We start from the raw sequence: 13,928 nt of genomic DNA, 5'->3' as shown, positions 1-13,928 counted from the left end.
GGTATTATGGATAATGTGTTATCTGTTTTCCAATTAAATACATATATTAAACGTACATTTGAGCAAGACTTTATTTTAAAGGCATTGTCTGTTGAAGGCGAATTGTCAAATTTTAAAGCACATGGATCAGGGCATTATTATTTTACATTAAAAGATAATAAAGCTCAGGTTTCATGTGTATTATTTCGTAGTTACGTTACAGGTGAAGAACGCGACTTAAGCGATGGGACAAAGGTTATTGTAAAAGGTCGTGTATCGGTTTATGAAAAAACCGGGCAGTATCAAATCTACGTGACATCTATACAAAAAGCTGGTCTGGGCAATCTTTATATCCAATTTGAAGCGTTAAAGAAAAAATTAGAAGAGGAAGGGCTTTTTGATACCACATATAAAAAGCCTATTCCAACATATGCAAAACGTATTGGTATCGTCACAAGTGAAACTGGGGCAGCTATTCGCGACATCGTTCAAGTGGCGAAACGACGGTATCCTTTTGTGGAACTGATTTTGTACCCAAGTTTAGTCCAAGGCAATATGGCTAAGGAGTCGATTGTCAATGGAATTGAGTATTTTAATGCCAATGAAACTGTGGATGTCCTCATTGTGGGACGCGGTGGAGGGTCCATAGAAGACTTGTGGCCTTTTAATGAAGAAGTGGTTGCAAGGGCTATCTATGCTTCTGATATTCCAATTATCTCTGCAGTCGGACATGAAACAGATTATACCATTGCAGACTTTGTATCTGATATGAGGGCGCCAACGCCTTCTGCTGCAGCTGAATTAGCCGTATTTGATTACTATGTGGCAAAACAGCAACTGACTCAATATCAACTTTGGCTAAGTCAACGACTCAATCATTCCATCCTAGCAAATAAGCAAACCCTTGAGCATCTACAAAAACGTTTGGATGCTTTGCATCCAAGGAAGCGCCTTGAAGACCGATTAAATCATGTTGAGCAATTAAGAGAATATATGCAAAAAAACATGCGGTTTTTATTTGAAAGAAAAAAACAAGAGCTTGCGTTACTTCGTGAGCGTTTAAAAGGTCAATCTCCTTTACGTTCCCTTGAAGACGGGGCTGCATATGTGGAAGTGAATGGGCAACGCATACGTTCGATCAATGAACTTTCCATAGGTGATGAAATCGAGCTTTATATGCAGGATGGAAAAACAGTGACAAAAGTTCTTAGAAAAGAGGTGTTTTAATGGCTGAACAAACATATGAAGAAATGATTAAATCTATAGAGCAAGTATTAGGTGAATTAGAACATAAAGATATTCCTCTGGATGAAGCTGTTACAAAATATAAAAAGGGAATGGAACTTATTGAATCATGTACCCAAAAATTAGAAACGATTGAAAAAGAATTGAGAGTAATTGAATGAAAAAGTTAGATGAAATGCAAAAAAATATTGAGGCAATATTAAGTAGTTATCTTCCAAAAGAAGAACATCATGAAAATGCTATTGGCATTGAGGCTGCACGATACAGTTTTTTAAATGGTGGGAAACGTTTGCGTCCAATTTTAATGTATGCGGCGTATCAATTGATTGCTAAAGAGGTTGAAGAAGATATTATCTTTCCTTATATGGCCTCTATTGAAATGATTCATAACTATTCATTAATTCATGATGACCTGCCGGCAATGGACAATGATGCTCTTCGTCGTGGCAAACCAACATGCCATATTGTTTATGGAGAAGCAAATGGTATTTTGGCGGGAGACATTTTACTAAATTATGCTTATGAAACACTATTTAAGACATTAACACGCCAGATGCATGCCGATGTATCGAATGAAAAAAGCAGACGTTTAGTCTATGCGGCTTCCATCCTTGGAGAATATGCGGGAATTCACGGAATGATCGGGGGACAAATTGCAGATATTGCCCATGAAAAAGACCCTAAAGTTTCGATAGAGACGATGCGCTATATTCATGAACATAAGACGTCAGCGCTTATAAAAGCATGTTTTGAAGCCGGGTGTATTCTTGCAGGTGGAACAAAAGATGATCAAGAAAAATTCTCGCAAATTGGGAATGCTTTAGGATTAGCTTTTCAAATTCAAGATGATATCTTAGATTGTAATAGTACCCAAGAGGTATTGGGCAAGCCGATTGGTAGTGATGAAAAAAATGGTAAGATGACGTATGTTTCATTCTATGGTATGGATGAAGCGACAAAGCAAGTAGAAAAGCTCTTTGAGCAAATTAATCAAACGATTGAAGAATATGATCCCCATCATGAATCAATGCTAGCTGAGGTTGTTGAATATATTCAGAATCGAAATCACTAAAGGACGTGAATAAACATGCAAATTGTAATGAGTATTTTTACAAACAAGATTTTTGCTGCAGCATTAATTGGATGGATCGTTTCTCAAGGCGTTAAAGTCTTGACTTCAATTATTAAACATAAAAAATTTGACCTAGAACGTGTTATGGGATCAGGCGGAATGCCTAGTGCTCATACAGCATCGGTTATGGCAGCAACCTTTGCAGTGGGACAAAATTATGGATATGATTCCCCGATATTTGGAATGGGATTAGTCGTTTCACTAATCATCATGTATGATGCTGCCGGCGTTCGGATGGCTGCAGGCAAGCAAGCCAGTGTAATAAAGGTGATTATTAAAGAGATTGGGGAACATCGCTTTCATTTTGATGAAGAACTTAAGGAGCTGCTTGGGCATACATACCTGGAAGTCTTTGTTGGAATGGTACTTGGTATAGTTATTGGAATCGTGATATAAATATGATATAATATGGTTTAACTAAAGATGCAGTATTCTAGTTAATTTTCTTATTCTGAAAGCGGGCCTAAAAATCCGTCAAAGGGCATATCGATGAAGTTCCTGGTGTTGGCTGGCGACGCCCAGTTGCGGGCTGATGCTGGGAGTTAAGACGTTAGGGCGATCCACAATGGCATGTGGGCGTTGACCCTATCGTCGTGGAGACCGACTATTTGTGGGAAGATCTTTTGGAAGATGTCCTACGGTGTCGGAATAAACCTGTCATGCGGCGAAAGCTGTGGACAGTGTAGCCTGCCTTGCGTGAAGAGATGGGGATTATGATTTAGGCGTAGGGCTCTCGGCCAAGAGACTGAAGCTATTGTCATCTGAAACATGTCTTTGCTAAAAAGGCTAGGAATATTGAAAGTTAGAAAGGAAAACTTCTAGGCTGTTGGCAACAAGTTTATAGTGGATTACGGTGGGGTTAAAGGCGATCTAGCGTATAGTTTGGCGACAATTATAATGGGATATTAAAGGGAAACCGCTTTTTTTGGCGACAAAAGAGTTAGCTCATGGGAAAACCTGCTAGACCATAAGCCTCAAAATTTACATTATGAACTATCTTTAGTTAATAATAATCATTTAATTGATGAAGGAGTACATCGTTGGGGAAAACTGAACAAAAATTTAAGTTTCGACAAAAAAACGTTAATCGAAAAGTAAATTATCATTGGATTGTAAGTATTACAGTCATTACACTCATTATAGCCATGCTCTTAGGATATTTTTCTATGATTTTTATGGATATTCTTTCACTTGCTGGTGCTGTATTTATTCTACTCTTCATAATTTTTATGGGGATTTTTTCAGATTTGATCGGAATTGCAGTAACTGCAGCCAATGAGACGCCTTTTCATTCCATGGCAGCAAGTAAGGTGAAAGGGGCTAGAGAAAGTGTGACAATTATTCGTAACGCATCAAGCGTGTCGAATTTTTTTAATGATGTGATCGGAGATATTGCGGGAATTATATCGGGAAGTGCTTCCTCTGCAATTGTGATAAAGCTGATGCTTGATTCAAATCGGCAAGAGCTTATTTTAGGTATTATCCTTGGAGGGATTATCGCTGGAATCACAGTTGGAGGAAAAGCTATAGGTAAGGAAATTGCTTTACGTTTTTCGAATACAATTGTTTACCGAATTGGATTGATTATGTATTATTTTAAACGGTTAACTTTAAAAAGAAAATAGGTGTAAACATATGAAGATATTACCAACAATCAAAGAACCATCAGATATTAAAAAACTGAATATTTTAGAAATGAAAAAACTGGCGAACGAAATTCGGCGCTATCTTATAGATGTAACATCCGAAACAGGTGGACATTTGAGTTCAAACCTAGGTGTTGTTGAATTGACCTTGGCATTGCACAAATGTTTTGATTCACCTGAGGATAAATTAATATGGGATGTCGGGCATCAGGCTTATGTGCATAAAATCTTGACAGGACGCTGTGATCAAATGTCGACAATACGCCAATGGAAAGGCTTATCTGGCTTTCCAAAGCGTAGTGAAAGCATTCATGATTGTTTTGATACAGGACATTCATCGACATCGATATCCGCAGGTATTGGTATGGCAGCAGCCAGAGACCTAAATGGAGGGGAACAATACATTGTTCCAATTATTGGAGACGGTGCGCTAACCGGTGGTATGGCTTATGAGGCGCTTAATAATGGCGCCAACATAAAGAAAAATTTTATTATTATTCTCAATGACAATCAAATGTCAATTGATCGTAATGTTGGTGGTTTAGCATTATACTTAGATCGCTTTAGAACGGGCGAGTTTTATAATGATTTTAAAAATGATATTGAAATAACGCTTCGTAAAATCCCAAAAGTAGGTAATTCTATTGTTAAAGGCGTACGTGGAGTTAAAAATGGTGTTAAACAACTTGTTGTTCCGGGCATGCTTTTTGAAGAACTTGGATATACTTACTTAGGACCGATTGACGGACATGATCTTCGACAATTAATTACGAGTATTGAACAAGCAAAGCATGTTAAAGGTCCAGTTATTATTCATACACTAACATTAAAAGGAAAAGGTTACAATCCGGCCGAAAAAGATCCAATGACATATCATGGTGTAAAACCATTTGATAAAACCAATGGAGATTTTCATAAGGGGGTTGAAGTTTTTAAGCCTTCGTATTCAGAAATCGTTGGAAAGACGTTAACACATCTGGCAGATAACAACAAAAAAATTGTTGCGATTACGGCGGCTATGTGCAGTGGAACAGGATTGAGCAAGTTCTCAAAACAATATCCACAACGATTTTTTGATGTAGGAATAGCCGAGCAACATGCAGTGACTTTTTCAGCAGGGCTTGCCGTACAGGGATATAAGCCTTTCTTTGTTGTGTATTCTTCTTTTTTGCAACGCGCATATGATCAGGTTATTCACGATGTTGCCATCCAAAAATTACCCGTTGTATTTTGCATTGATCGTGCAGGACTTGTTGGTGAAGATGGCGAGACACATCAAGGACTTTTTGATTTATCTTACTTAAGCCACATTCCTAATATGACAGTAATGGCACCAAAATCAGGGCAAGAATTAGAGGCCATGCTTGAATTTGCAGCCGATTATAATGAAGGCCCCATTGCTATTCGTTATCCAAAGGGAAAAGATGAGGTGCAATCGATAGCTGCACCAATTACATATGGACAACCGGAGTGGCTTGTACAAGAAGACAATAAGATTTTGTTATTGAGTGTCGGACATTTTTATTCACGTGTTACACAGGTGCATGCTAGATTAAAAGAGGAAGGTTATACATGTGATCTTGTGAATCTAAGATTTGTAAATCCTATTGATCCGGTATTCATTCAAACGATATCTCAAAGATATGAACGTGTGTATGTTTTTGAAGAAAATGTAAAATATGGTGGAGTGCAAAGCCGCATCGCACAAATGCTGTTGGAAGAAGATTCTTCTAATATAGCAATACCAAGAGTTTATGGTATCGGAATTGAAAATCAATTTGTTCCACATGGAAAGATTTCTGACTTGAATCGTGCGTTGCATATTGATGTTGAAGGTTTGACAAATCGAGTGTTAACAATAGAAAGAGCGAAAGATAATGGCAAATAAAGAGCGTTTAGATATATTACTAGTAGATAATGGATATGTTGCAACACGAGAAAAAGCAAAAAAAATGATTATGGCAGGGTTGGTCTTTGTGGATGGCCAGCGCGAGGATAAAGCCGGAACAAAAATAGACACAACAGCAACAATCCTTGTAAAAAAAGATCCGAATCCCTATGTAAGTCGTGGAGGACTCAAATTACAAAAAGCAATTCAAACCTTTGACCTTTTTCTAGAGGATGTAATAGCCATGGATGTAGGTGCATCGACAGGAGGCTTCACTGACTGTATGCTTCAGCATGGAGCAGCTAAAGTCTATGCGGTTGATGTAGGGTATGGACAATTTGACTGGGGACTTCGACAAGATCCACGTGTGGTTTGCTTAGAAAAGACAAACATACGTTATGTAACCGAGGCAGAGATTCCTGATTTACTTGATTTTGTCTCAATTGATGTCTCCTTTATTTCTTTAACCAAAGTACTCCCGGCAGTCTGTGCGTTAATGAAGGAAGGTGCGACTATTGTTTGCTTGATAAAGCCTCAATTTGAGGCTGGACGCGACAAGATTGGCAAAAAGGGTGTGGTTCGCGATCCAAAGGTTCATCAAGAAGTTATTGAGAACATCATTCAGACATTTGGAGCGATTAATTTAGCCATTAAGGGAATCAGCTATTCTCCTATTACAGGTCCTCAAGGGAATATTGAATACTTGATTTGTGCACAAAAAAATGAAACGTCGTCTATTGAAGCTTCTTTAGAAATCAACGCGAAGAGCTTAAAAGATGTTAGTGAACTTGTTAATAATGCACATCGTGACTTATACAGAAAGTGATGATATGAAAAAAATATTAATTGTACCTAATCCATCAAAAGACCCTTCATTTTTAATTACTCAACGTGTCATCGCATGGTTTAACAGTAAAAATATCCAGATTTTTATGCCGGATGAATATAGACACAATCAAGATTTTGCACATCTTTGTATCCAAGATGAACAGTTAGATATTATTGATTATGCAATTATTCTTGGAGGAGACGGTACTATTATTTCAGCCAGTAGAAAATATGCGGATAATGACATTCCACTTTTAGGCATTAATTTAGGGAACCTTGGCTTTTTAGCTGAAATTGAGCTGAGTGAGTTAGAAGAAGCCCTTCAAGCATTTGTTGATGATGGGTTTATTATTGAAGAACGAATGATGGTTACGGCAAATGTCCAAGATCATAAAGAGATAGGTAGGGCGCTTAATGATATCGTTATTACACGTCAATCAATCTCTCGAATTATTAGTTATGATGTTTATGTTAATGATTTATATATGAATACATATCGAGCCGATGGAATTATTATCTCAACACCAACAGGTTCAACGGCATATAATCTTTCGGCGGGTGGACCTATTATAACACCGACCAATGGCGTGATTGTTTTAACGCCCATATGTCCCCATTCATTAACGGCAAGAAGTATTGTCTTATCGGGGGAAGACCGAATAGATATTCGTTTTGATCAACCACGCAATAAACATGTCAATGACTTGTTGGTGACAATTGATGGTCAAGAAGTAACACGGGTCAATACGAGTGATATTATACGCATAAATAAGGCGGCAAAAAAAGTCAAATTAATGCGACTATGTAATAATGATTTCTTTGAAATTCTACGACGGAAATTATCATAAACGAATATGTGGTCATGTTATAGTGGCATGAACCGAGTGAAGGTGGTCTTATGAAAATTAAACGACAAACAAAAATTTTACAATTAATTACAGAGCAGGTTATCGAGACCCAAGATGAACTTGCAGAATTATTGCATCAAAATGGTTTTGAAGTAACCCAAGCAACCATATCACGAGATATTCGTGACTTAAAATTGACCAAAGTTTCTTTGCCTGACGGACGACAAAAATATGTAGTTCTTCAAGAAAAGACCATGAATCTTAATGAGAAATATATTCGTGTTCTTCAGGATGGATATTTGAGTATGGATAGAGCAATGAACTTAATTGTTATTCAAACATTAACAGGAATGGCAATGGCGGTTGCGGCAGCTATTGATGCGCTAGATTTTGATGAAATTGTGGGTTCGATTGCTGGGGATGATACTATTTTTTGCGCCGTTCGCACCGAAGATGACTGCATTTCTATTATGGAAAAACTTAACCGGATTATTCATAGCGCATAAGGAGGACATATGTTAGCCTATCTTCATGTTAAAAATATTGCATTAATCGAAGAACTTGAAATTGACTTCAGTGAAGGGCTCAATATATTAACCGGTGAGACGGGAGCAGGTAAATCCATTATCCTCGGATCGATTCATTATGTACTAGGAGCCAAAATAAAAAAAGACTTTATTCGCACCGGAGCAAAAGAAGCTTTTGTAGAGTGTGTTTTTGATATTGGGCGAATTGGAGTAGAACGACAAGATATTCAGAGAATTCTTCAAGAAAATGGTGTAGAAAGTGATGAAGGCTCTATTATTCTTAATCGAAAAACAGCTCAAAATGGTCGAAGTGTTTTTCGGGTAAATGGCGAAGTCGTTCGTATGGAAGTTATTCGTCGCCTGGCAAGCTATTTGATTGATATTCATTCTCAACATGAACATCAATCACTACTTATCTCAAAAAAACAGTTGCAAATGTTAGATCGATATATTGGTGATGAACTTTTGGCAGTTCTAGAAGGGTATAATGGGGCATATAAAAATCATCGTCAACTTCTTGATTCAATCAATGAAGACATGTTGGATGATGAAAAGCGACGCCGAGAAATTGCTTTTTTGGAATTTGAAATTGATGAAATCACCAAAGCCGAATTAAAGCTTGGTGAAGATGAAGAACAACAAAAAATCTTTGATCGTCTTTCACATCGTAAAAAGATTATGGATATATTATCAAGTATTGAAAACACATTCTATGATGCCCCGGATTTTTCTTCAATGGTATCTAAGTATATTGGAGAACTTAACCGTGTGGTGGCTTATGATGAAGACTTGACCAACGTACTGGAGAGTTTGGCTCAAATTGAAGATATCTTAAATATGATTCATCATGATCTTTCAAAGTACATGGATGATGAAGAAAACTATGAAGAAGTGTTTTATCATGCCCAAGAGCGATTAAATACAATTAATGGTTTAAAACTTAAGTATGGTGATACACTTGTAGATATTCTTGAATATAAAAATAATAAAGAAGATGAGTTGGCTGATTTGATTCATTATGAAGAAAAATTACAGCAGACCAAAAAACAAATACATGCCTTAGAAATAAAAATGCAAGAAAATGCAGATAAATTAACATCCATTCGAAAAAAAGGAGCATTGGTACTCCAACACGAAATTACGGATGCTTTAAAAGCGTTAAACCTGGAACATGCTGAGTTTGGAATTACAGTCAAACCACTTGATAGCTACTCACCGTTAGGAATAGATCGGGTTGTCTTTGAGATTTCGACGAACAAAGGTGAAGCCAAAAAGCCATTGTCAGATGTTGCATCTGGCGGAGAGTTAAGTCGTGTCATGTTGGCAATCAAATCCATCCTTTCAAGTGTAGATGGAGTAGATACCCTTGTATTTGATGAAATTGATTCGGGAATAAGCGGAATTACTGCACAAAAGGTTGCTGAACGTATGCGTCGATTGTCAAGAGAACGTCAATTGATTTGCATTACCCACTTACCTCAAATTGCGGCGATGGCAGACTGCCACTTCTTAATTCATAAAGAGACCTTGGAAGATGCCACTATAACCCAAATGAAAACATTAAATGAAAAGGACAGTATCCATGAATTGGCTCGAATGCTAAGCGGAGCAAAGACAACAGATATAACCATTGCGAATGCACTTGAAATGAAAGCACATGCTACAAAGGTTTAACCTTTATAGCATGTGCTTTTTTAATCGATACGAGTCAACTGACTAATATCAGGGTCGATAAATAATGAATAATTCGTATGATAAATCACATAGCCTGGCGGGCTTCCGGCAGGTTTTTTTAAATGTTTTTTTTGCGTGTAATCTACGGTGACTTTTGTACTTTGTCGGGCTTTACTATAGTATGCGGCTAAAGCAGCAGCCTCTTCGAAGCCTTTATCGGTAAGTTTTTGACCTTCACATTTTACGATAACATGCGAGCCGGGAACTTCTTTTGTGTGAAACCACCAGTCAGAACCATTGGCGAATTTCATAGCTAACTCTTCGTTTTGATAATTGTTTTTTCCAACATACATATGAAATCCATCCGATGAAACAAAATGATAGGGCTTACTTTTGGAGCGCTTTCGTTTGGATTGACGAAATTTGATATAGCCTGTAGACATAAGTTCATGTCGGATTTCTTCGATATCATCTTCATGGAGTATGGATTCTAAAGTATATTTTACTGATTCTAAATACGTGATCTCATCATGGGTATGCTCAAGCTGTTTAATGACAGCATCTTTTGTGCGCTTTTTCTTAGCATATTTATCAAAAGCTTTATTTGCATTTTGTATTGCAGTTTTGGTCGGATCAAGAGATAGGGTTGTAGATTCATTTGTGTAGTAGTTTAGAACCTCAATGTTCTTCATCCCCAAGTCGATTTGGTATTGATTGGCCAAAATAAGTTCGCCTTTGATTTTGAAAGTATCCATATTATTTGTATCTTCAAGCTGTCGTTGCTGAATATCAAGTTTTTTATAGCAACGCTCCAAAGATACTTGAACGATCCGGCGTAAATCCTGAGTTTTTTGCTTCATACGTACTTGAATGGAGCGTTCTTCATAAAAATAGTTGATTAGCGTACTGATTGAATCAAAGGGTTCTAGACGATGTCCCGGTAAGCTTTCGGTAAGTAAAAAACTATGATAGTCAAAAAGTTCTTCATTTTCGAGGCGAATCAGCACAGGATAATCGTCATTAGACAAGAGTCTGTTTTGTAAACGTTGAAGTTGTTCAAAAATCAAAATGAATTCTTGTTCGCTTATTCCTTCAATATGGCAATTGCCATCTACACCGGCAGCTAAGCATATATTATTAGCAATAAATGGACTTAATCCGGTAAAAGTGGTATATAACGCTTTGTATAAATCCATCTTTTTGGTAGACAGTAGCGTACGTACTTCTTCATAAGTTTCTAATGCTAAGATGCTTTTTTTGTCTTGATCGGGAGGGGTAGTATATAGTTGTCCGGGAAATACTTGACGTACGCGACTTGTATTGGCGCCAATACGTTTAATACTATCGAGGACAATGTTTTCTTGATCACAAAGGATAATATTACTATGTTTTCCCATGATTTCAATAATTAAGGAATACGTGCATAAATCACCAAGTTCATTGAGTTGCTCCAAAGATATTTTTAAGATTCTTTCTAATCCAAGTTGGGTAACATCCGTGATTCTAGCATTGCCGATATATTTTCTTAATAACATGCAGTATGAAGGGGGAGAAGCAGGGTTTGGCTTGTTTTGATAGGTCAAGTGGACCCTTGGCATAGAAGCAGAAGCTGTCATCAGTAAGCGTTGTTTTTTTCCCCCTGCACGTATATGTATAATCAATTCATCCTTTTCGGGTTGGGTGATCTTGTCGACACGTCCTCCGATAAGTAGAGTATGTAGTTCATGTGCGATACTATGTAAAACAATTCCGTCAATCATATGATTCTCCTTCCATATATGTAAAGTAAAGTATAGCATTTTCACACTTTAAACGCAATGCTCGAATGAAATCGATAGATTTCTATTGATTTTGCAAGAAAAAAAGTGTATAATTGCAAATATAATTTAGCACATTAAAATTATATAATATTAAAGTTACGAAGGGTGGACTGAAAAAAATGAAGAAATTTATTGCATTATTATTCGTATTAATGATGACCGTATCGCTTTTTTCTGGATGCGGAAAAGAAACGGCAACTAACGATGATACAAGTTCAGGAGCTGGTGCTACAGACGGACCAATCAAATTAGGAATGCTAACACCAACAAGCGGTGACTTGGCTGTCTATGGACAAGCTGTTCTTAATGCATCCCAACTAGCAATAGAGGAAATCAATGCAGCTGGTGGTGTCAATGGAAGAGACCTTGAGTTAACATATTATGATAATGAAGGGGATCCAACAAAATCAATCAATTTATTTAACCGTTTAGTAGATCAAGACAAGATTGATGCTTTGGTAGGTCCTGTTATCAGTGGTACGTCTCTTGTTGTTGCTCCAGAAGCAGACAAACGTGGTATACCTATGGTTACACCAACAGCAACCAATGCGGAAGTTACAGTTGGAATGGAATATGTATATCGAGTATGTTTTACAGATCCTTATCAAGGTGCTATGGGTGCAAAATTTGCTTCAGAAAATCTTAGTGCCAAAACGGCAGTTATTTTTACTAATGTGAGCAGTGACTATTCCATTGGTTTAGCCGAAGCATTTACAGAAAATTTCACAGGGGAAGTTTTGGCGAATGAAAGTTATACAAACGAAGATAATGATTTCAAAGCTATTATTTCAAAAATTTCTGATTTAAATGCGGACATTATTTATATTCCGGATTATTACAATGTTGCTGGACTGATTGCAAAACAATTGGGAGAAGCAGGTGTAGATGCAACTCTTGTAGGTGTTGATGGATGGGATGGAATCCAAGCAGACTATGGTGCAGATGCTGAAGGTGGATTTTTCACCAACCACTACTCAACTACGGATGAATCTGAAGTGGTTCAAAGCTTTGTTACTTCTTATGAAGAAAAATATGATGAAGTTCCAAACGCTCTTGCGGCCTTAGGCTATGATGCAGTAAAAGTAGTGGCAGCTGCAATGGAGAGAGCGGGATCCACAGATAAAGATGCGGTACGCGATGAGATTAAAAATACTGATCAAGATGCGGTTACCGGACACATTAAGTTTGATGAAAATGGAGATATATCTAAAGAAGTATCCATTATTACAATCAAAGATGGCGAGTTTACATTAGAAACAAAAGTATCAAATTAGTTTAGTGAGAATGTAGATATTGCTTGTATAACAAAAGGGGGAAACTTCCCCTTTTTGTTATGTTAATATTTGCTTTATCAAAGTAATGCGTTATACAAATAAAAGAATTGCATATGATAATAGATCGTTTGTTTAAGCCAGTTCTATTGAAAACAAAGGATATCTTATCCTATGGAAAATAAACAAGGAGGTTGACTTATGACACAGTTTTTAGATCAAATAATTAATAGTCTCAATGTAGGAAGTATTTATGCTTTGATCGCATTAGGATATACCATGGTATATGGAATTGTAAAATTAATTAACTTTGCTCATGGTGAAATTTTGATGATTGGAGCTTTTGTGGGATATTTTTTGGCAACGACCTTTTCCATGTCATTAATACCGTTGCTTTTACTTTCCATGCTTGCTTGTGCCTTGATAGGTATGGCCATTGACCGGATTGCCTATAAGCCACTGCGTTCAGCACCACGTATATCCGCTTTGATAACCGCTTTAGGAATGAGTATGTTCTTGTCCAACCTATTTAAATATTTGTTTGGTGCATCGGATAAAATCATGCCACCGGTTAAGCTTATCGGTAACATTGATCTTCCCGACATTACAATTTTAACAATGACAATTACCATACTTTGTATGATTGCTTTAGAGTATACTGTCAAAAAAACAAAAGCAGGACAAGCCATGAGGGCTGTATCAGAAGACCGTGATGCTGCGCAGCTTATGGGAATTAATGTGGATAGAACGATTTCGCTGACTTTTGCAATTGGTTCGGCTTTAGGGGCTGTTGGCGGTGTATTATATGCGCTTAACTATGGAAACCTTGAGCCTTATATGGGTGTTATGCCCGGACTAAAAGCGTTTGTAGCGGCTGTGTTAGGCGGTATTGGAATAATTCCGGGAGCTATGGTCGGCGGTTTTGTTATCGGGGCGATAGAAACCTTTGTTAAAGGATATATTAGTTCGAGTTGGGCAAATGTATTTGTCTTTGGAGTGCTTATTATTGTGCTTTTAGTAAAACCCACAGGACTATTTGGCAAGAACGTTAAAGAGAAAGTGTAGGTGAT

General features: G+C 37.3%; 13 protein-coding genes. 12 read left to right on the top strand and 1 reads right to left on the bottom strand.

The features are described 5' to 3' along the window. The first annotated feature begins 6 nt into the window (after positions 1–6). The 10 genes from xseA (at position 7) to recN (ending at position 9,767) form a co-directional block, all read left to right on the top strand. On the top strand, positions 7–1,206 hold the full coding sequence (gene xseA, locus QBE53_09245) for an exodeoxyribonuclease VII large subunit (protein WZL79992.1): 1,200 nt from the start codon (positions 7–9) through the stop codon (positions 1,204–1,206). Beyond that, on the top strand, positions 1,206–1,385 hold the full coding sequence (xseB, locus tag QBE53_09240; GenBank protein WZL79991.1) for an exodeoxyribonuclease VII small subunit: 180 nt from the start codon (positions 1,206–1,208) through the stop codon (positions 1,383–1,385). Before xseA ends, xseB begins: the two co-directional genes overlap by 1 nt. After that, a complete protein-coding gene (locus tag QBE53_09235) occupies positions 1,382–2,296 on the top strand; it encodes a polyprenyl synthetase family protein (GenBank protein ID WZL79990.1) in 915 nt (304 codons plus the stop codon). Before xseB ends, QBE53_09235 begins: the two co-directional genes overlap by 4 nt. Positions 2,297–2,311: 15 nt before the next feature. Beyond that, positions 2,312–2,752, top strand: coding sequence for a divergent PAP2 family protein (locus QBE53_09230; GenBank protein WZL79989.1), 441 nt, complete (start codon positions 2,312–2,314; stop codon positions 2,750–2,752). Positions 2,753–3,396: 644 nt separating this feature from the next. Continuing rightward, on the top strand, positions 3,397–3,981 hold the full coding sequence (locus QBE53_09225; GenBank protein WZL79988.1) for a hypothetical protein: 585 nt from the start codon (positions 3,397–3,399) through the stop codon (positions 3,979–3,981). Between the two features lie 10 nt (positions 3,982–3,991). Next, the gene (gene dxs, locus QBE53_09220; protein WZL79987.1) at positions 3,992–5,890 is read left to right on the top strand and encodes a 1-deoxy-D-xylulose-5-phosphate synthase; all 1,899 of its coding nucleotides are present in this window, start codon (positions 3,992–3,994) and stop codon (positions 5,888–5,890) included. After that, on the top strand, positions 5,880–6,716 hold the full coding sequence (locus tag QBE53_09215; protein ID WZL79986.1) for a TlyA family RNA methyltransferase: 837 nt from the start codon (positions 5,880–5,882) through the stop codon (positions 6,714–6,716). The genes dxs and QBE53_09215 overlap by 11 nt, the downstream gene beginning before the upstream one ends. Before the next feature lie 4 nt (positions 6,717–6,720). After that, positions 6,721–7,566 (top strand): NAD(+)/NADH kinase, encoded by an 846-nt coding sequence (locus QBE53_09210; GenBank protein WZL79985.1) that lies wholly within the window; start codon positions 6,721–6,723, stop codon positions 7,564–7,566. Positions 7,567–7,616: 50 nt separating this feature from the next. Continuing rightward, positions 7,617–8,072, top strand: coding sequence for an arginine repressor (gene argR / locus QBE53_09205; protein WZL79984.1), 456 nt, complete (start codon positions 7,617–7,619; stop codon positions 8,070–8,072). Between the two features lie 9 nt (positions 8,073–8,081). Beyond that, positions 8,082–9,767, top strand: coding sequence for a DNA repair protein RecN (gene recN, locus QBE53_09200; GenBank protein WZL79983.1), 1,686 nt, complete (start codon positions 8,082–8,084; stop codon positions 9,765–9,767). Between the two features lie 20 nt (positions 9,768–9,787). On the opposite strand, the gene QBE53_09195 is transcribed toward recN, so the two are convergent. Beyond that, on the bottom strand, positions 9,788–11,527 hold the full coding sequence (locus QBE53_09195) for an NFACT RNA binding domain-containing protein (protein WZL79982.1): 1,740 nt from the start codon (positions 11,525–11,527) through the stop codon (positions 9,788–9,790). 179 nt (positions 11,528–11,706) lie between these two features. On the opposite strand from QBE53_09195, the gene QBE53_09190 reads away from it, so the two are divergent. Both QBE53_09190 and QBE53_09185 read left to right on the top strand, forming a co-directional pair. Continuing rightward, positions 11,707–12,861, top strand: a complete 1,155-nt coding sequence (locus QBE53_09190; GenBank protein WZL79981.1) for an ABC transporter substrate-binding protein — start codon at positions 11,707–11,709, stop codon at positions 12,859–12,861. Positions 12,862–13,059: 198 nt separating this feature from the next. Next, complete coding sequence (locus QBE53_09185; protein ID WZL79980.1) at positions 13,060–13,923, top strand: branched-chain amino acid ABC transporter permease; 864 nt, start codon at positions 13,060–13,062, stop codon at positions 13,921–13,923. Positions 13,924–13,928 lie beyond the last annotated feature (5 nt).

Source organism: Vallitaleaceae bacterium 9-2, from assembly GCA_038396585.1.
GTDB lineage: Bacteria > Bacillota > Clostridia > Lachnospirales > Vallitaleaceae > UBA1351.
The sequence above is the reverse complement of the archived record's forward strand: the minus strand, read 5'-3'. Positions and strand labels throughout refer to the sequence as shown.

Bases quoted from the DNA above. Each gene is read 5' to 3' on its own strand.
- xseA (WZL79992.1), top strand. From the start codon at position 7: ATGGATAATGTGTTATCTGTTTTCCAATTAAATACATATATTAAACGT.
- xseB (WZL79991.1), top strand. From the start codon at position 1,206: ATGGCTGAACAAACATATGAAGAAATGATTAAATCTATAGAGCAAGTA.
- QBE53_09235 (WZL79990.1), top strand. From the start codon at position 1,382: ATGAAAAAGTTAGATGAAATGCAAAAAAATATTGAGGCAATATTAAGT.
- QBE53_09230 (WZL79989.1), top strand. From the start codon at position 2,312: ATGCAAATTGTAATGAGTATTTTTACAAACAAGATTTTTGCTGCAGCA.
- dxs (WZL79987.1), top strand. From the start codon at position 3,992: ATGAAGATATTACCAACAATCAAAGAACCATCAGATATTAAAAAACTG.
- QBE53_09215 (WZL79986.1), top strand. From the start codon at position 5,880: ATGGCAAATAAAGAGCGTTTAGATATATTACTAGTAGATAATGGATAT.
- QBE53_09210 (WZL79985.1), top strand. From the start codon at position 6,721: ATGAAAAAAATATTAATTGTACCTAATCCATCAAAAGACCCTTCATTT.
- argR (WZL79984.1), top strand. From the start codon at position 7,617: ATGAAAATTAAACGACAAACAAAAATTTTACAATTAATTACAGAGCAG.
- recN (WZL79983.1), top strand. From the start codon at position 8,082: ATGTTAGCCTATCTTCATGTTAAAAATATTGCATTAATCGAAGAACTT.
- QBE53_09195 (WZL79982.1), bottom strand. From the start codon at position 11,527: ATGATTGACGGAATTGTTTTACATAGTATCGCACATGAACTACATACT.
- QBE53_09190 (WZL79981.1), top strand. From the start codon at position 11,707: ATGAAGAAATTTATTGCATTATTATTCGTATTAATGATGACCGTATCG.
- QBE53_09185 (WZL79980.1), top strand. From the start codon at position 13,060: ATGACACAGTTTTTAGATCAAATAATTAATAGTCTCAATGTAGGAAGT.